Source organism: Streptomyces sp. NPDC059787 (assembly GCF_042732315.1).
Lineage (GTDB): Bacteria > Actinomycetota > Actinomycetes > Streptomycetales > Streptomycetaceae > Streptomyces > Streptomyces atrovirens.
In genome coordinates, this window is sequence record NZ_JBHWHX010000022.1 from 69724 (window position 1) to 86722 (window position 16999).

Consider the following 16999-nt stretch of genomic DNA (forward strand, 5'->3'; position numbering starts at 1 on the left):
CCGACACTAATCAGAAAATACCGGGGTGGTCGAGACCGCACCGGACGGCCCCCCGTGAGGCTCCGGCCCGGGAGTTGAACCTTCCTCACCCGCCTCCCGTTGTACGGGTGCCCGGCCGCTGCTTTCCCCCCTGCCGCGGCCGGGTCCTGATCGAAGGAGACGTGTGTCGGACGGTGCGGACTCAGTCCAGTCGGGCGAGTCGCTCGCGGACCTTCTCGGCGTCCGCGTGGTCGCACTCCGAGAGGATCGCCAGCGCCTCCAGCCAACTGCCGCGCGCCGCCTCGGACTCCCCGGCACCGAGCTGGGCGTCCCCGAGGTTGCCCAGGGTGTGGCCCTCCCCCCACCGGTTGCCGATGTCCCGGTGGGTCTTGAGCGCCTGGTGGTAGTGCTCGACCGCCTCGTCGTAGCGGTGGAGCCGGCGGTGCACCGTGCCGAGGATGTCCAGGGTGATGCCTTCGACCCAGCGGTTGTCGTGGGCCCGCAGGATGGCGAGCGCCTGCTCCAGGCAGTCGACGGCCTCGTCGAACCGGCCGAGCCGCTGGTAGGCGTCGCCCAGGTTGGACAGGGCGATGCCCTGGCTCCATACGTTGCCGGTGGCCCGGGCGATGGCCAGTCCCCGGCGCGTGTACTCGACGGCCTTGCGGAGGTGGCCGGCCTGCAGGTACGCGTCGCCCAGGTTGGCCACGGTGGCCGTCCTGCCCGCCGCGTTCCCGAGGTCCCGGAAGATGGCCATGGCCTCGCGCAGCGGACCGATGGCCTCCTCCAGCCTGCCGGAGTCGCGCAGCGCCGCCGACCTGTCCGCGAGCGCCTGGGCCTCGCCCTTGCGGTCGTGGGCGGCGCGGGCGGCGGCCAGTCCCGTGGTGGCGGTGTCGAGCCATTCGTGCGTATGGCTGCGCAGGTAGAAGAACCCCCACAGGACGGCGGGCAGCCGCCATGCGATGCCCGGCTGCCCGGACCCGGCGGCCTGGTGCACCGCGCCCACCAGGTTGGGCCGCTCGGTCTCGCACCACTCCAGGGCCTCCTCGCGCGTGGTGAACACCAGCGGCCGGCACCCGTCCGGCAGCGGTTCCAGCGGGATCCGGCGGCGGTTGGGGGTGATGTGCGGGTAGGTGGCGTCGGCGGTGTGCAGGTACCAGGTCAGCAGCCGCTCGACGGCCGCGTCCCGCTCCCGTGCCGTCTCCTCGGCGCGGGCCCGTTCGGCGGCGTAGACGCGCAGCAGGTCGTGCAGGGTGCAGCGGCCCGGGAAGTGTTCCGTGAGCAGGTGGGCGCGGGTGAGTTCGCCGAGCAGGCCGCGGGTTTCGCGCGGCGGGAGCCCGGCGAGCGCGGCGACGGCGGGTACGGAGACGTCGGGGCCGCAGTGCAGGCCCAGCAGGCGGAACAGCCGGGCGGCCGGGGCGGACAGCGCCTTGTACGACCAGGAGAAGACGGCCCGTACGTCGGTGGTGATGTCGTCGCCCCCGGCGAAGGCGTCGAGGCTGCCGTGGCTTTCCCGTACCTCCTCGGCGATGGCACTGAGCGGGAAGCCGGGGCGGACCCCGGCGTGGGCGGCGACGATGGCCAGCGCCAGCGGCAGCCGGCCGCACCGCGCGATGATCTCGCCGGCCGCCCGCGGCTCCTCCGCCAGCCGGTCGGTGCCGAGGCGGGCGGCGAGGAGGTCGAACGCCTCGGTGGGAGTCATCTGGTCCAGCGTCAGCGGGTGCGCCCCTTCCCCGGCGATCAGTCCGGACAGCCGGCTGCGGCTGGTGACGATGACCAGGGAGCCCGGGGAGCCGGGCAGCAGCGGGCGGACCTGCTCGGTGTCGCGGGCGTTGTCGAGCAGGACCAGTACCCGCCGCCGCGCGAGGACGCTGCGGTACAGCGCCACCTGGGCGTCGAAGTCGCCGGGGATCCGCTGCGGGGGGACACCGAGCGCGTCGAGGAAGACCCGGACGGCTTCGTCGGGTGTCATGACCGAGCCGGTCGGGTCGAAGCCGCGCAGGTTGATGTAGAGCTGCCCGTCGGGGAAGCGGTCGGCGACCTCGTGGGCCCAGTGCACGGCCAGGGCGGACTTGCCGATGCCGCCCATGCCGCCGATCGCACTGATCACCAGGGTCGCCGGCGGGCTGCCGTCCTCGGGCAACAGGGCCCGTATCCGCTGGAGTTCCGCGTGCCGGCCGACGAAGGCCGGCAGATCGGCGGGCAGTTGCGCCGGACGGGCGGCCGGGTACTCGACCGGGTCCGGGAAAACGCGCTCGGCCGGGGGGTCCGGGCGGGGGGACGGGGACGGGCCGAGGGCCGGGGACGGGCCGGTGACCAGGGTCGGGCCCGCTGCCGGGAACGAGGCCGAGGACGGGCCGGAGGCCGGGAACGAGGCCGGGGCCGGGAACGGGCCGGCGGCCGAGGACGGGCCGGAGGCCGGGAACGAGGCCGGGGCCGGGAACGGGCCGGCGGCCGAGGATGGGCCGGAAGCCGGGGCCGGGAACGGGCCGGCGGCCGGGAACGGGCCGGAAGCCGGGAACGGGCCGGCGGCCGGGGTCGGGAACGGGCCGGCGGCCGGGAACGGGCCGGGGAGAAGGGACGGGTCGGCCGTCAGGATGCGGTGGTGCAGGTCCTTGAGCGGTGCGCCCGGCTCGATGCCCAGCTCGGTCACCAGGGCGTCCCGTGTCCTGCCGTAGGCCTCCAGTGCGCCGGCCTGCCGGCCGGACCGGTACAGCGCCAGCATGAGCAGCCGGCACAGCTGCTCGCGCAGCGGGTGTCTGGCGGCCAGCGAGAGCAGCTCGGGAACGACCGTGTCATGGCGTCCGAGCGTGATGTCGATGTCCAGCCGGGTCTCCAGCACGGTGAGCCGTTGCTCGTCCAGCCATGAGCACTCCGACTCCGCCAGCGGGCCGGGGAGGCCCGCCAGTGCCGGTCCCTGCCATGCGTCGAGCGCCGTGTGCAGCAGTTCACCGGCGGCGGACAGTTCGCCGGCGGCGTGCCGTCTCTTCGCCTCCGCGACCCGCTGTTCGAACACGGCGAGGTCCAGGGAGTCCTCCGGGACCCGGATCACGTAGCCGTCGCCGACCGAGACGAGCAGTGCGGGCGGCCGGCCCGGATCCCGTCCGGGTTCCAGAACCTTGCGCAGGCGCGACACATAGGTCCGCAGGACGGACACGGCGGCCGCCGGAGGCTCCTCGCCCCAGACGGCACGGATGAGTTCGGCGAGGACGACCGGGCGCCCCCGGCCCAGCAGCAGCGTCGCGAGCACCACGCGCTGCTGCGGCGATCCGAGGTCCAGCTCCTGTTCACCGCGCCACGCCCGAACCGGACCCAGCACGGAAAAACGAACGGAAGTTTCATAAGCAGGCACACTCGGACTCTATTGACCGGCCACTCCGTCATAACCGCTTTGGCGGAATGCGCCATTCCATCACGAATGCCACTTTCGTAAAGATTTCCGCCACAGGATTCGGTTTCCTCCGGACGTCGGACCCCGGCCCTCAGGGAACGGTGAGTACGGCCTTGCCGCGGGCGTGCCCCCCTTCCACATGCCGCACCCCCTCGGCCGCCTCGGCCAGCGGGTACGTCCGGTCGACCACCGGCGCGAGGCGGCCGGACCCGATGAGCGCGGTGACGGCGAGCAGGTCCTCGTGGGCCGGGCCGGCCGGAACCGCCGGGAGGATCACCCGGAGCCGCTGCCGGACGACCGTGTCGACCGCGAGGAGTTTCAGCATGGCCCCCATCGCGCCGAACACATGGCCGGGTGAGCCGCCGCCGTTGCCCACCAGGGTCCCCGTCGGGGTGAGCGCCCGGCGCAGCCGGCCCAGCGGGCGGTTGCCCACGTTGTCCAGGATGACGTCGTAGCGTGCGCGGCCGTCGGTGAAGTCCTCGCGCGCGTAGTCGATGACGTGCCCGGCACCCAGTGAGCGCACCAGGTCGGTGTTGCGGGCGCCGCACACGCCGGTGACCTCGGCGCCGAGGGACGCGGCGATCTGTACGGCGAACGTGCCCACGCCGCCGCCGGCCCCGTTGACCAGCACCCGCTGCCCCGCCCGCACCTGCCCCACGGTCCGGACGCCGCGCAGGGCCGTCACCGCCGCCATCGGGACGGCCGCGGCCTGCTCGAAGGTCAGGTCCGCGGGCTTGGGGACCAGGAGGCCCTCGGTGGTGCACGCGTACTCGGCGAAGGCGCCCGGGCAGAAGCCCAGCACCTCGTCGCCGGGACTCAGCCCCCGCACGCCGGCGCCGACCGCCTCGACACGTCCGGCCGCGTCGATCCCGGCCACGCGCGACTTCGGACGGGTCAGCCCCATGTCCCGGGTCAGCCGGGCCGCGTACGGGTCGCCGCGCAGCATGTGCCAGTCGTACGGGTTGAGCGCGGCGGCGCGCACCCGCACCAGCACCTGGCCGGCCCCCGGCTCGGGGCGGTCGACGTCTGCCACTTTCAGGACGTCCGGCGGGCCGAAGCGGTCCTGGACGATCGCCTTCATCCGGATCCCCCCTCACGGGTGTACGGCGTACACCCACCATCATGGGTGTACGCCGTACACCTGGCAAGGGCCGGGAAGGACGTCAGGGCAGCAGCCGGGCCAGACCGTCCAGCGTCAGATCCAGGGCGAACTCGAACTCGTACTGGTCGTCGCAGCCCGAGCCGACGACGGACTCCTCGTCGTGGGTGACCGCCATGGCCAGTTCGGTGATGTGGGGATAGCGCGCGGCCATCTCCTCGGGCGGCAGCGCGTCCGGGTCCGGCTCACGGCCGGCGCCGTCCTCGAACAGCTCCTGGGAGAAGCCCAGCAGCCGGCTGCCCATGACGTGCATCGCGTGATGGACCAGGTCGAGCGAGAAGCCCCCGGCCCGGAAGATCCCGATCATCGAGTCCAGGTACGCCATCACCGCGGGGGTCGGCGCGGCCCGCGCCTTCATCCGCGCCTCGATGACCCCGGGCGCCCACGGGTGACGCAGCAGCATGCGGCGGGCGGAGAGCACCCGCAGCCGGACGGCGGTCTTCCAGTCGGCGTCCGTGACCGGTGGGTCGATCTCACCGACGAGGACGTCGATCATGCCGTCCAGCAGCTCGTTCTTGTTGGCCACGTGCTTGTACAGCGCCATGGGTACGACACCGAGCACCTGCGCCAGCTTCCGCATGCTGAGCGCGTCGACCCCGCCCCCGTCGGCCAGGGCGACGGCGGCGGACAGCACCCGCGCCCTGCTCAGGGGGGTGCGGATGCGGTGGACGGCATCGGTCTGCCCGGTGATCTCCACCATCCCCTCTCGTGCCGACCGGTACGGACCGGTGCGGACGAGTACGGACCGGCCCCGGTGTACGGCGTCCACCCTAGGCGCCCGCGCCCTCCCCCACCTCGTCGGGGGCCGCCCACTCCACGAACCGGACGACGATCCCGTTGGGGTCGGTGACCTGGAAGAGCCGCTCGCCCCACGGCTCCTTGCGCAGCGGCATGGTGATGGTCACCCCGCGCTCCCGCAGCCGCCGTTCCTCGCCCTCGATGCCGGTGACCGTGAAGGCCAGGACGATCCCGGCGGCGTGCCGGTCGCGCCGGTCGGCGGGCAGGACCTCGGTGCCCCGGCGCAGCAGGACGATGTCGACGGCCGCGTCGCCCCGGGTCAGTGAGGCGAATCCGTCGGCGGCGGCGATCTCCTTGTAGCCGAGGTGGGCGGTGAAGAACCGCCGCGAGGCACTCACGTCGTCGACGGTGAGCGACACGGTGGAGACGGTGATCCGCACGGCTGGGGTTTCGGTCATGGGTGCAGCGTGCCGGTGCCGAGGACTGGTGCGCTTGTGCAGGGTGCGGCAGTGTTGTGGCCGGTCACGTTGCCGACCGTGGTCACCGTCTGGTGGGGTGGTTCGGGGGGCCGAGCCCCGGGAAGGATCGACGACATGATCATTTTTGGCACCAAGGGGTACCTGTACCAGCTGGCGATACTGACGCTGGTGTGCGCCCAGTGCGGGAACCCCGCCGCGCACACGCTCAGGAAGCGGGTCACCAAGTTCACCCTGTTCTTCGTCCCGCTGTTCCCGGTCTCCACGAAGTACGCGACGCAGTGCACCTTCTGCGGCGCGGAGCAGAAGGTGACCAAGGAGCAGGCCGAGCAGCTCCAGGCGCAGGCGATCGGCGGTGGACAGGGCTACGGGCAGCAGTCGCAGCAGCAGCCGTACCAGTCCTAGCCGACTGCCGTCCCAGCCGCTCCACGCCTCGTCGTACGGGTCCTGCGGGACCGGGACCGGGACCGGTTCGGCGCGGGTGACCTCGAAGTACGGGACGGGGCCGTCGTTGACGGGATCCTTGGTGACCTGGAACCACCCGTCACGATGAGGCAGTCTCTTCCCCTGTGGTGAGCCTCCTTCCCAACCCGGCCCTGCCCGGCGACCCGTCGGCGCACATGGTGGTGTGCGGCGACGACGGTCTGGCGCACCGGCTCGCCGCCGAACTGCGCGGTGTGTACCGCGAGCAGGTGACCCTCGTCGTACCGCCGTCCGGGCGCAGCGGCCGGCAGCCGATGGCGGGACGGGCCCGCGCGGCCTCCGCCGCCCTGCTCGACCGGGTCGTGACCGCCGTCAACCGGGGCAACGGCGGATCCGACGACACCTTGGCGCCCGGCGAACGGGTCGTGGAGGCCGCCGAGCCGACCGAGGCCGTGCTCGCCGAGGCCGGGGTGGAACGCGCCGCCGCGCTGGCGCTGGTGTACGACGACGACGAGACCAACATCCGTGCCGCCCTGACCGCCCGCCGGCTCAACCCCCGGCTGCGGCTCGTCCTGCGGCTCTACAACCGGCGGCTGGGACAGCACATCGAGGAACTCCTCGACCAGGCCGCCGAGTTGGCGGGAGGTGGCGGCGCGGCAGGACATGGTGGGGACGGTGGGGCCGACATCGCCACGACCGTGCTGTCCGACGCCGACACGGCCGCGCCCGCGCTGGTCGCCACCGCGCTCGTCGGCACCAGCAAGGTCGTCGACGCGGAGGGGCTGCTGCTGCGGGCGGTGGAGCGCCGGCCTCCGGGGCCGGGCGAGGTGGCCGATCCGGGACTGTGCACCCTCGCGCTGCTCTCCGCGACCAGCAACGACCCCGCCGGGGACGAGGGTTCGGAGGACAGCGGCGAGCATGGACCGCAACTGCTGCCCGACGCGGCGGCGGTGGCGGCGGCGACCGGGCGCGGAACGGTGGTGCTGGAGCAACTGTCCTACTCCGGGCCGCCGTTGTCCGCCGGGCGGGGCGGGCCGCCGTTCGCCTCGCTGTTCTCGCGGCGGCTGCGGTGGTCGCTGGCGGGGCTGGTGGCGGCGGTGGTCGCGCTCGCCGTCGCACTGACGGTGGTGACACAGGACAATCCGCTGCACGCCACGTACGTCACCCTGCTCGACCTCTTCGCGATCAACGAGCCCGCGCACCACCAGTCCACCGGGCGACAGGTGCTGCAACTGCTGTCCATGGTCGTGGGGTTGCTGCTGCTGCCGGTACTGCTGGCGGCTGTGCTGGAGGCGCTGGGGACGTTCCGCACGGCGTCGACGCTGCGGAAGCCGCCGCGCGGGCTGGGCGGACACGTGGTGCTGCTCGGGCTGGGCAAGATCGGGACGCGGGTGCTGACGCGGCTGCGGGAGCTGCACATTCCGGTGGTGTGCGTCGAGGCCGATCCGGAGGCGCGGGGGATGGCCGTGGCGCGGCGGCTACGGGTGCCGGTGGTGCTGGGGGACGTCACGCAGGAGGGGGTGCTGGAGGCCGCGAAGATCCATCGTGCGGATGCGTTGCTGGCACTGACCAGTGCGGACACGACGAATCTGGAGGCGGTGCTGTACGCGCGGTCCGTACGGCCCGATCTGCGGGCGGTGCTGCGGCTGTACGACGACGACTTCGCGAAGGCGGTGTACCGGACGTTGCGGACCGCGCATCCGTCGGCGCTGACGCGGAGCCGGAGCGTGTCGCATCTGGCGGCGCCGGCTTTCGCCGGGGCGATGATGGGGCGGCAGATTCTCGGGGCGATACCGGTGGAGCGGCGGGTGCTGCTGTTCGCGGCGGTGGTCGTGGGCGGGTATGCGCAGTTGGAGGGGCGGACGGTGGGGGAGGCGTTTCGGGCGGGGGCCTGGCGGGTGCTGGCGTTGGACACGGCGGGGTCGGGGGACGGTGCGGGGGTGCCGCCGGGGGCGGGGCTGGTGTGGGACCTCCCTGACACGTATGTGCTGCGTGCCGAGGACCGGGTGGTGCTGGCCGCCACCCGGCGGGGGCTGGCGGAGTTGCTGGGGCGGCGGGCGCGGCCGCGAAGCACGCCGTGACGCTTGCCGCGTGCTGCTGGGCGGGGGTGGGCCGCGCCTGCGGGGTGCGCGGCGTTGCCACTGGGCGGGGGTGCGTTTCACTTGCCCGCGTTCGCGAGGTGCCGCTGCGCCCACCCGTGCCGCCCCAGCGGCACGACTGCCCGCAGCTACGACGACTCGGCACGCCCAGCAGCCACTGAAGGGTGGACCCCCGCCCCAGCGGCACGACTGCCCGCAGCTACGACGACTCGGCACGCCCAGCAGCCGCTGAAGGGTGGGCCCCCGCCCCAGCGGCATGATCGGCCGCAGCTACGACGACTCGGCACGGCCGGCCGCAGCTGCGGCGGTTCGGCGTGCTCAGCAGCCGCTGGAGGGTGGGCCCCCGCCCCAGCGGCATGATCGGCCGCAATCAAGTGCGGCTCGGCCGGCCGCAGTTATGCGGGCAGGTGGTTGGCTGCGAAGGTGAGTTCCAAGCGGACCTGTTTGATGCGTTCGTCGACCACCAGGGAGCCGTGGCCCGCGTCGTAGCGGTAGACCTCGTGGACGGCGTCGCGGGATTCCAGGCGTTTGACGTAGTTCTCGATCTGCTGGATGGGGCAGCGGGGGTCGTTGACGCCCGCCGAGATGTAGACCGGGGCCTTGACCCGGTCGACGTACGTGATGGGCGACGACGCCTCGAAGCGGTCGGGGACCTCCTCCGGGGTGCCGCCGAGCAGCGTGCGGTCCATCGCCTTCAGCGCTTCCATCTCGTCGTGGTACGCCGTGACGTAGTCGGCGACCGGTACCGCCGCGATGCCCAGCGCCCACGCGTCCGGCTGCGTACCGAGGCCGAGCAGGGTGAGGTAGCCGCCCCAGGAGCCGCCGGTGAGGATCAGCCGGGCCGGGTCGGCGAGACCGGAGGTGACCGCCCACTCCCGCACCGCCGCGATGTCCTCCAGCTCGATCAGGCCCACCCGGTGCTTCAGCGCGTCGGTCCAGGCGCGGCCGTAGCCCGTGGAGCCCCGGTAGTTGACGCGGACCACCGCGTAGCCGTGGTCGACCCAGGCGGCCGGGCCGGCCGCGAAGGAGTCGCTGTCGTGCCAGGTGGGGCCGCCGTGGATGTCGAAGACGGTCGGGAGCGGACCGCTCGCGCCGGCCGGCTTCTGGACGAGCGCGTGGATACGGCCGCCGGGCCCCTCCACCCACACGTCCTCCACCGGGACCGACCCCGGCGACTTCATCCCGGGCGGGTCGAGGACCACTCCGCCCGTCGTGGACCGCACCGCCGGCGGCCGGGCCGCCGACGACCACAGGTACTCCACGCTGCCGTCGGGCCGGGCCGTCGCACCCGAGACCGCGCCGCGCGGGGTGGGGATCTCCACCAGCCGGCGCCCGGCCAGGTCGTAGCGGAACAGCTCGCCACGGGCCTCGAAGCCGTGCACGACGAGCAGCCCCGTGCCGTCCGGACACCACTCGGCGCTCACGTCACCGGGCAGCTCCAGCGCGAGGTCGGTCTCCTCCCCCGTCGCCACGTCCCACACCAGCGGCTCCCAGCGTCCGCGCCGCTGGTGCCCGACGAGCAGCCGGGTGTCGCCCGCCACCGGCGCGAAGCCCAGCACCTCCAGGCCCAGCTCCCGGGTGCCGCCCTCGGTGTCGTCGAGCTCGGCGACCGTCGTGCCGTCGGGCCGCAGCACCCGCAGCGCGGAGTGCATCGCGTCACCGTGCTCGGTGTGCTCCACGGCGATCAGCGAACCGTCGTGGGAGAGGTCCCCGACGCCCGCCGACTCACGGTGCCGGTAGATCTCCACGGGCCCCTCTCCCGTGCGGGCCAGGTGGATCGTCGTACCGTCCTCGTCCGTGGAACGGCCCACGACCGCCGTACGGCCGTCCCGGCCCAGCGCGAGACCGGCGGGGTACGAAGGGTCCAGGCCCGGTGCCGCGAGCTCGTCCTCGCCGCCCGCGAACCGCTGCCGGCGCCACACGCCGAACTCGTCGCCGTCCTTGTCGTCGAACCACCAGATCCACTCGCCGTCCGGCGAGAGCACGCCGTCCGTCGTGCCGTTGGGCCGGTCCGTCACCTGCCGCTGCTCGCCCGTCGCCCGGTCCCAGGCGTACAGCTCGTACGTCCCCGTCGCGTTCGACACGAACAGGGAGCGGTCGGGGGCGTCCTCCGCCCAGTCGGGCAGGGACACCCGGGGCGCCCGGAAGCGCTTCTCCCAGTCGGGCATGTCCGCGCCCTGTTCCACTCGCTCGGTCTGGTGGTCCGCCCGGCCCGGCGCGTCGGACGCGTTGCTCTCAGTCATGACCCCATACTGCCCGTCCGGGAGGACATCGCGCCGCCGAGGTCCCCAGCCTGTGGACAACTTCTTCCCGATCCTTCACCGGCCCCTCGTGGAGACCGCCCGCCGCACGGCGACCCCGCGGGTCGGGAACCACCCGCGGACCCGTACCGTTGAAGGCGTGTACCGGTTTCTGCTGACGCCCCGCTGGTGGGGGATCAACGTCTTCCTGCTGCTCTCCATCCCCTTCTGCGTCTTCATGGGGTCCTGGCAGCTGGGCCGGTTCGAGGACAGGGTGGACAACCACCGCGACGCCGAGGCGCGCATCGTCACGGACAAGCGGGAGGCGGCCAGGCCGCTGGACGACCTGCTGCCCGTGACCAAGGCCACCTCCGGCAAGCAGGCCACGGTGAGCGGCCGGTACGACACCCAGCTGCTCGTGCCCGACCGCAAGCTGGACGACAAGGACGGCTACTACGTCCTGACCCTGCTGCGCACCGACACCGGCCGGGCGCTGCCCGTCGTCCGGGGCTGGCTGCCCGGCACCCCCGACCCGGCGAGGACGCCCGCGGCGCCCACCGGTGAGGTCACCGTCACCGGCGCGCTCCAGGCGTCCGAGACACCGGGCAGCAACGGCGTCAGCGCCCGCGGCGGCCTGCCCGAGGGGCAGACGGCGGCGATCAGCTCGGCGTCGCTGGTGAACCTCGTGGAGTACGACGTGCACGACGCCTGGCTCACGCTCAACCGCGGCGACTCCGGTATGAAGGCGGTGCCGGCGACCGCGCCGAGCGGCACCGGGCTGGACCTGAAGGCGTTCCAGAACCTCGGCTACACCGCCGAGTGGTTCGCCTTCGTGGGCTTCGTCGTCTTCATGTGGTTCCGCCTGTTCCGCCGCGAGCTGGAGTTCGTCCGCGACGCGGAACTGGGCCTGGTCCCGGACGGGGACCAGGGGAACGAGGACGGGAAGCGGGAACCGGAGCGGCCGAGTCCGTCAGCGGTCTGACACCAGGCCGACAGCCGACAACGGACCGGGGGCCGGAGGCCCGCCCCCGCCGCAGGGTCACACCGCCGACAGCAGCCCCGTGAAGTACACCGTGCCCGCGCACGCGTTGCTCACCGTCGTGGTGGCCGAGCCGGAGCCCGTGGGCGACGTGTACGTCACCGCCACGCTGCCGTCTCCCGTGCCGTCCTCCCTGACCAGCTGGGTGGCCGTGCCGCCGTCGGTGCCCGTGGACGCGCCGGTCGTCGTGGTCGGGGCGCCGGTCGGTGTCGGGTCGGGCGAGGGGCCGCCGGTGCCGCCGCCCGTGCTGTCGCCCGGAGCCGCGCAGGTCTCGGAGGGCACCCAGGCGAACTTCACCTCGTACGCCGCCCCCGGCTTGAGCACCAGCTCCGCGACCTCCAGGGAGGGGTCGGGCAGTCCGGCCGCCGCGTCCCCCGCCACGTGCCGCGCCGAGCCCACCTTGGTGGCGTCGGCCGCGCCCTGCGGGGTCGGGGTCACGCTCCCGACGCCCTCGACGGTACAGCTCGCGGTGGAGACGTTGACGACCCGGAAGGAGCCGTAGACCGCGCCCGTGGACTCGGGGGCGGTGCTGGACGCGGTCGCCGGGCCGAGCTGGGCGGCGGTGCAGGCGGGCACCCCGGCGGTGACGTCGGCCGAGGGGTCGGCGCCCTCCGTCGCCCCCGTACCGGAGCTGCTGCTCGTACTGCCCTCGTCCTGTTCCTTCTTGTCGCCCTTGTCGGTCCCCTCGACCTGGTTCGAGGCGCCGCCCGTGGTGCTCTCCCCGCCCTCCGGGTCCTTGCCCTGACCGGTGCCGCCCTGCGCCTGCGCGGCATGACCGACGGCGGAGGGGTCGGCGTCGGAGCCGGTGACGCCGGAGACGTGGACGAGGGCGGGGACGGCGGTGCCGAGGAAGAGGGCGGCGGCGGCCACGCCGACGAGGGCCTGGCGCTTGCGGGCCCGGCGGGCGGGGACGGCCCGGCGCAGATAGTCCAGGGTGCCGTCGCCCGGCTCCACCTCCCGCACCGCCCGGTGCAGCAGGGTGCGCAGTGCCAGCTCGTCCGCGTCGAGCCCCTCGGAGCCCTGTTCGTCCAGGCCGTCGTTCACAGTTCCGTTCCCAGCGTGCGTGTGCTCCGGCTCGTTCCCGTCGCCGGTTTCCCGTACGTCCTCGGGCGCGGGCACGCCCTCGGACTCCCGCGCGGCCCCGGACGGACGCGAGCCCTCCGGCCCGCGTTCCTCGTGCCGCGCGTCCTTGCCCTCGCTCATGCCGGCGCCTCCATGGCCAGCCGCAGCGCCGCGATACCGCGTGAGCCGTACGCCTTCACCGAGCCCAGCGAGATGCCGAGGGCCTCGGCGACCTGCGCCTCCGTCATGTCCGCGAAGTAGCGCAGCACCAGCACCTCGCGCTGGCGGCGCTGGAGCCCCTTCATCGCCTTGATCAGCGAGTCGCGCTCCAGCTGGTCGTAGGCGCCCTCCTCCGCGCTCGCCATGTCGGGCATGGGCTTGGAGAGCAGCTTGAGGCCGAGGATGCGGCGGCGCAGCGCGGAACGGGAGAGGTTGACGACCGTCTGGCGCAGATAGGCCAGGGTCTTCTCCGGGTCCCGGACGCGTTTGCGGGCGGAGTGGACGCGGATGAACGCCTCCTGCACGACGTCCTCGCAGGAGGCGGTGTCGTCGAGGAGGAGTGCCGCGAGACCCAGCAGCGAGCGGTAGTGCGCGCGGTAGGTCTCGGTGAGATGGTCGACGGTGGTGCCGGCCGCCACGACGTCGTCGGTGCCGTCACGCTGTCCTGGTATGCGGGCGGGGCGCGCTGCGGGCATGGGCGCGATCACCGGCATGCCGCCGCCGGACGCACCGGGCATGCGGGGTCGGCGAGCCTGACGGGGCGGCCGTAGGGCCGTGCCGCGCGGCGCTGTGAAGTCGAGTACCTCAGCCACGCCAGTTGGACACGCTTCCCCTCGTAAGGGTTGTACGTGCCGGGCGTCACTTTTGCGGCGGCCGGTGTGGCCGGCCGCCCGCCCGCGTCAGGCAGCACCACCGACAGCACATCAAATGCCCTCATGCGTCCCGCTCTTCCCCTGTATTCCATATGAACGGACGTCCCCACGCCCGGTTCCGGACGTCCCCACGTCCGGAGAGCAGCGCCCCCACGTCCCCCGGTAAGGGTGACCGCAAAGACGCTCCCCGCCCTCCGCGCGGTTGCGGAGGACGGGGAGGTGAATCCTCGTACAAGCCCCGTACAGGCCCTGCTCAATCCTCCGCCGCCGAAACGGCCTGATCAAGAGGCATCCGACCGGGAATCCGGCTCACAGGACTTACACAGATCCTACAAACGAATGCTGTGCGATCCAGAACTTTTCACCGTTCAACCGCCACGAGTTCGGCGATCTGAGCGGTGTTCAGCGCCGCTCCCTTGCGCAGGTTGTCCCCGCACACGAAGAGCTCCAGCGCGGTGGGGTCGTCCAGGGCCCGCCGTACCCGCCCGACCCAGGTCGGATCGGTGCCGACGACGTCGGCGGGGGTGGGGAACTCCCCCGCGGCCGGGTTGTCGAACAGGACCACGCCGGGCGCCGTGGCGAGGATCTCGCGCGCCTTGTCGACGGTGACCTCGCCCTCGAAGCGGGCGTGCACGGTGAGGGAGTGCGTGGTGACCACCGGGACGCGTACGCAGGTGACCGCCACGGGCAGGGAGGGCAGGCCGAGGATCTTGCGGGACTCGTCCCGGACCTTCATCTCCTCCGAGGACCAGCCGTCCTCGCGCAGCGACCCGGCCCACGGTACGACGTTCAGCGCGACCGGCTCGGGGAACGGCCCGGTGTTGTCCCCCACGGCCCGCCGTACGTCACCGGGGTGGGTCCCCAGCTCCGTGCCGGCCACCAGGGAGAGCTGCTCGCGCAGGGTGCGCACGCCCGCGTGCCCGGCGCCGCTGACCGCCTGGTACGAGGAGACCACCAGTTCGCGCAGCCCGAACTCGGCGTGCAGCGCGCCCAGCGCGACGATCATCGACAGGGTGGTGCAGTTCGGGTTGGCGACGATCCCGCGCGGGCGCCTCCGCACGGCGTGCGGGTTGACCTCGGGGACGACGAGGGGCACGTCCGGGTCCATCCGGAACGCGCCCGAGTTGTCGACCACCACCGCGCCCCGCGCGGCGGCGAGGGGCGCCCACCGCTCGGCGACCTCGTCGGGTACGTCGAACATCGCGACGTCGACCCCGTCGAAGGCCTCCTCGGTGAGCGCCATGACCTCGACCTCCTCACCGCGCACGGCCAGCTTGCGGCCGGCCGAGCGCGGGGAGGCGATGAGCCTGATCTCGCCCCAGACGTCCGCCCGCTGGGACAGGATCTGGAGCATGACCGTGCCGACGGCCCCGGTCGCTCCCACGACCGCGAGCGTCGGCCGCCCGGAACGTCCGGGTCCCTCGGTACCGGCCATCAGCGGCCGGTGCCTCCGTAGACCACGGCCTCGTCGCTGTCGGAGTCGAGACCGAACGCCGAGTGCACGGCGCGGACGGCCTCCGGCACGTCGTCCTTGCGGGTGACGACCGAGATGCGGATCTCGGAGGTCGAGATCAGCTCGATGTTCACGCCGGCGTCGCTGAGCGCCGTGAAGAAATCGGCGGTGACGCCCGGGTTGGTCTTCATACCGGCGCCGACCAGGGAGATCTTGCCGATCTGGTCGTCGTAGCGCAGGGAGTCGAAGCCGATGGCGCCCTTGTTCTTCTCCAGCGCGTCGATGGCCTTGCGGCCCTCGGTCTTCGGCAGGGTGAAGGAGATGTCCGTCAGGCCCGTGGACGCGGCGGACACGTTCTGCACGACCATGTCGATGTTGATCTCGGCATCGGCGATCGTGCGGAAGATCGAGGCGGCCTCGCCGGGCTTGTCCGGCACACCGACGACCGTGACCTTGGCCTCGGAGGTGTCGTGCGCGACACCGGAGATGAGAGCCTGCTCCACCTGCTTGTCCCCTTGCTTCATCGGCTCACTGCTGACCCACGTGCCCTGCAGTCCGCTGAAGGACGAGCGGACGTGGATCGGGATGTTGTACCGGCGGGCGTACTCCACACAGCGGTGGAGCAGCACCTTGGACCCGGAGGCCGCGAGTTCGAGCATGTCCTCGAACGCGATCCAGTCGATCTTCCGGGCCTTCGTCACCACGCGCGGGTCGGCGGTGAACACACCGTCCACGTCCGTGTAGATCTCGCACACCTCGGCGTCGAGCGCGGCGGCGAGGGCGACGGCGGTGGTGTCGGAGCCGCCGCGGCCGAGCGTGGTGATGTCCTTGGTGTCCTGGCTGACGCCCTGGAAACCGGCGACGATGGCGATGTTGCCCTCGTCCACCGAGGCCTTGATCCGGCCCGGCGTGACATCGATGATGCGGGCTTTGTTGTGGACCGAGTCGGTGATGACACCTGCCTGGCTGCCGGTGAAGCTCTGGGCGTTGTGGCCCAGGTTTTTGATCGCCATGGCCAGCAGGGCCATGGAGATCCGCTCTCCGGCGGTCAGCAGCATGTCGAGCTCGCGCCCGGCAGGGATCGGGGAAACCTGCTCGGCGAGATCGATCAGCTCGTCCGTCGTGTCGCCCATCGCGGAAACCACGGCGACCACCTGGTGGCCGTTCTTCTTGGCTTCCACGATCCTCTTGGCGACGCGCTTGATGCCTTCGGCATCGGCTACGGAGGAGCCTCCGTACTTCTGCACGACAAGGCCCACGTGCGCTCCTCGCTCAGTCCGTCGTTTTCCACAGTCCGCACACATATGTGTGCGCTGCGGTCGGCTCAGTCTATCGAGCGCCCGAAAAACCCCTCCGCGATATCGCATGGTGAGACTCCCCGGCGCCCGTGCAGGGGGCTCATGCCCATCCCGACGCCCCCCACTCGGGAAAGTGCCCCGCGTCACACGCGGACTCAGTCGACGAGGTCCTTGAGGGGTTCGGTGTCGAGGGCGATGTTCACGGGGTCGGGGAGCTTCACGGTGGCACCGAAGGGGAGTTTCTCCTGGTGACGGTAGCGGCCGTCCTCCGGCTGGTTGAACACGACGACCGAGCGGTCGTCCCGGTCGATGAGGAGGTAGACGGGGATGCCTGCGGCGGCGTAGCCGTCGGGCTTCTCGACTCGGTCGCGCTGGTGGGTGTCGGAATCGTGCGACGTGACCTCCACGGCCATGAGCACGCCCTCCGTCTCCGACCAGTCCCCGTGCCCCTTCGCGAACCCGAAGGGAGCCAGAACCCCGTCGGGGCGAGCCCTGCCCTTACGGTAGGTCTCGACCTTCATGCCACGATCCCCGTAAAGCCACAGCTCCGGGCGGTGCTGCATGCACAGCCTCTGCAACCAGGCCACGATCTGGTCGTGGTTACCATCCGTCACCGCCTTGACCTGGACCTTCCCGTTGATGAACTCCAGCCGCACGGTCTCCGGGGCATGGCGTTCCAGCTCCTCGAACTCCTCGACGGACATCTGCGGCCGGTGTTCGGTCATGGGGGTCATGGCGTCGCCTCCTCGACACCATGGTGCCCCGACCGGTAC

General features: G+C 72.4%; 13 protein-coding genes. 3 read left to right on the forward strand and 10 right to left on the reverse strand.

Features of this window, described 5'->3' with window-relative positions; genetic code table 11:
- Window positions 1-181 precede the first annotated feature (181 nt).
- From ACFV5H_RS21640 to ACFV5H_RS21655, 4 genes are all read right to left on the reverse strand, one after another.
- Window positions 182-3295, reverse strand: a complete 3114-nt coding sequence (locus ACFV5H_RS21640; RefSeq protein ID WP_385196729.1) for a BTAD domain-containing putative transcriptional regulator — start codon at window positions 3293-3295, stop codon at window positions 182-184.
- A 163-nt stretch (window positions 3296-3458) separates the two neighbouring features.
- Window positions 3459-4448: an NAD(P)-dependent alcohol dehydrogenase gene (locus tag ACFV5H_RS21645; protein ID WP_385196732.1), complete on the reverse strand. Its 990-nt coding sequence runs from the start codon at window positions 4446-4448 to the stop codon at window positions 3459-3461.
- 82 nt (window positions 4449-4530) lie between these two features.
- Complete coding sequence (locus ACFV5H_RS21650; protein WP_385046086.1) at window positions 4531-5226, reverse strand: TetR/AcrR family transcriptional regulator C-terminal domain-containing protein; 696 nt, start codon at window positions 5224-5226, stop codon at window positions 4531-4533.
- A 70-nt stretch (window positions 5227-5296) separates the two neighbouring features.
- Window positions 5297-5722: a VOC family protein gene (locus ACFV5H_RS21655; protein WP_385196734.1), complete on the reverse strand. Its 426-nt coding sequence runs from the start codon at window positions 5720-5722 to the stop codon at window positions 5297-5299.
- 135 nt (window positions 5723-5857) lie between these two features.
- Here ACFV5H_RS21655 and ACFV5H_RS21660 point away from each other — a divergent pair, with 135 nt between their 5' ends.
- Both ACFV5H_RS21660 and ACFV5H_RS21665 read left to right on the forward strand, forming a co-directional pair.
- The gene (locus ACFV5H_RS21660) at window positions 5858-6145 is read left to right on the forward strand and encodes a zinc-ribbon domain-containing protein (protein WP_085575845.1); all 288 of its coding nucleotides are present in this window, start codon (window positions 5858-5860) and stop codon (window positions 6143-6145) included.
- A 215-nt stretch (window positions 6146-6360) separates the two neighbouring features.
- Entirely contained in the window at window positions 6361-8244 is a 1884-nt protein-coding gene (locus tag ACFV5H_RS21665) for an NAD-binding protein (protein ID WP_385196792.1), read from the forward strand.
- Window positions 8245-8657: 413 nt separating this feature from the next.
- Here the strand turns inward: ACFV5H_RS21665 and ACFV5H_RS21670 are convergent, their stop codons facing one another.
- Window positions 8658-10505, reverse strand: coding sequence for a prolyl oligopeptidase family serine peptidase (locus ACFV5H_RS21670; RefSeq protein WP_385196737.1), 1848 nt, complete (start codon window positions 10503-10505; stop codon window positions 8658-8660).
- A gap of 157 nt (window positions 10506-10662) precedes the next feature.
- On the opposite strand from ACFV5H_RS21670, the gene ACFV5H_RS21675 reads away from it, so the two are divergent.
- Window positions 10663-11484, forward strand: coding sequence for an SURF1 family protein (locus ACFV5H_RS21675; RefSeq protein WP_385046094.1), 822 nt, complete (start codon window positions 10663-10665; stop codon window positions 11482-11484).
- Window positions 11485-11541: 57 nt separating this feature from the next.
- Here the strand turns inward: ACFV5H_RS21675 and ACFV5H_RS21680 are convergent, their stop codons facing one another.
- The 5 genes from ACFV5H_RS21680 to ACFV5H_RS21700 form a co-directional block, all read right to left on the reverse strand.
- Window positions 11542-12744 (reverse strand): hypothetical protein, encoded by a 1203-nt coding sequence (locus ACFV5H_RS21680; RefSeq protein ID WP_385046096.1) that lies wholly within the window; start codon window positions 12742-12744, stop codon window positions 11542-11544.
- Entirely contained in the window at window positions 12741-13316 is a 576-nt protein-coding gene (locus ACFV5H_RS21685; RefSeq protein ID WP_385196795.1) for a SigE family RNA polymerase sigma factor, read from the reverse strand. The genes ACFV5H_RS21680 and ACFV5H_RS21685 overlap by 4 nt, the downstream gene beginning before the upstream one ends.
- 520 nt (window positions 13317-13836) lie before the next feature.
- Window positions 13837-14910, reverse strand: a complete 1074-nt coding sequence (locus ACFV5H_RS21690; protein ID WP_385046098.1) for an aspartate-semialdehyde dehydrogenase — start codon at window positions 14908-14910, stop codon at window positions 13837-13839.
- Window positions 14910-16187, reverse strand: coding sequence for an aspartate kinase (locus ACFV5H_RS21695; RefSeq protein WP_344559814.1), 1278 nt, complete (start codon window positions 16185-16187; stop codon window positions 14910-14912). Before ACFV5H_RS21695 ends, ACFV5H_RS21690 begins: the two co-directional genes overlap by 1 nt.
- Window positions 16188-16381: 194 nt before the next feature.
- The gene (locus ACFV5H_RS21700) at window positions 16382-16960 is read right to left on the reverse strand and encodes a Uma2 family endonuclease (protein ID WP_385046101.1); all 579 of its coding nucleotides are present in this window, start codon (window positions 16958-16960) and stop codon (window positions 16382-16384) included.
- Window positions 16961-16999 lie beyond the last annotated feature (39 nt).

Excerpts from the sequence above, each read along its gene's own strand:
- ACFV5H_RS21645 (WP_385196732.1), bottom strand. The coding sequence starts at position 4,448 with ATGAAGGCGATCGTCCAGGACCGCTTCGGCCCGCCGGACGTCCTGAAA.
- ACFV5H_RS21650 (WP_385046086.1), bottom strand. The coding sequence starts at position 5,226 with ATGGTGGAGATCACCGGGCAGACCGATGCCGTCCACCGCATCCGCACC.
- ACFV5H_RS21655 (WP_385196734.1), bottom strand. The coding sequence starts at position 5,722 with ATGACCGAAACCCCAGCCGTGCGGATCACCGTCTCCACCGTGTCGCTC.
- ACFV5H_RS21660 (WP_085575845.1), top strand. The coding sequence starts at position 5,858 with ATGATCATTTTTGGCACCAAGGGGTACCTGTACCAGCTGGCGATACTG.
- ACFV5H_RS21665 (WP_385196792.1), top strand. The coding sequence starts at position 6,361 with ATGGTGGTGTGCGGCGACGACGGTCTGGCGCACCGGCTCGCCGCCGAA.
- ACFV5H_RS21670 (WP_385196737.1), bottom strand. The coding sequence starts at position 10,505 with ATGACTGAGAGCAACGCGTCCGACGCGCCGGGCCGGGCGGACCACCAG.
- ACFV5H_RS21680 (WP_385046096.1), bottom strand. The coding sequence starts at position 12,744 with ATGAGCGAGGGCAAGGACGCGCGGCACGAGGAACGCGGGCCGGAGGGC.
- ACFV5H_RS21685 (WP_385196795.1), bottom strand. The coding sequence starts at position 13,316 with ATGCCGGTGATCGCGCCCATGCCCGCAGCGCGCCCCGCCCGCATACCA.
- ACFV5H_RS21690 (WP_385046098.1), bottom strand. The coding sequence starts at position 14,910 with ATGGCCGGTACCGAGGGACCCGGACGTTCCGGGCGGCCGACGCTCGCG.
- ACFV5H_RS21700 (WP_385046101.1), bottom strand. The coding sequence starts at position 16,960 with ATGACCCCCATGACCGAACACCGGCCGCAGATGTCCGTCGAGGAGTTC.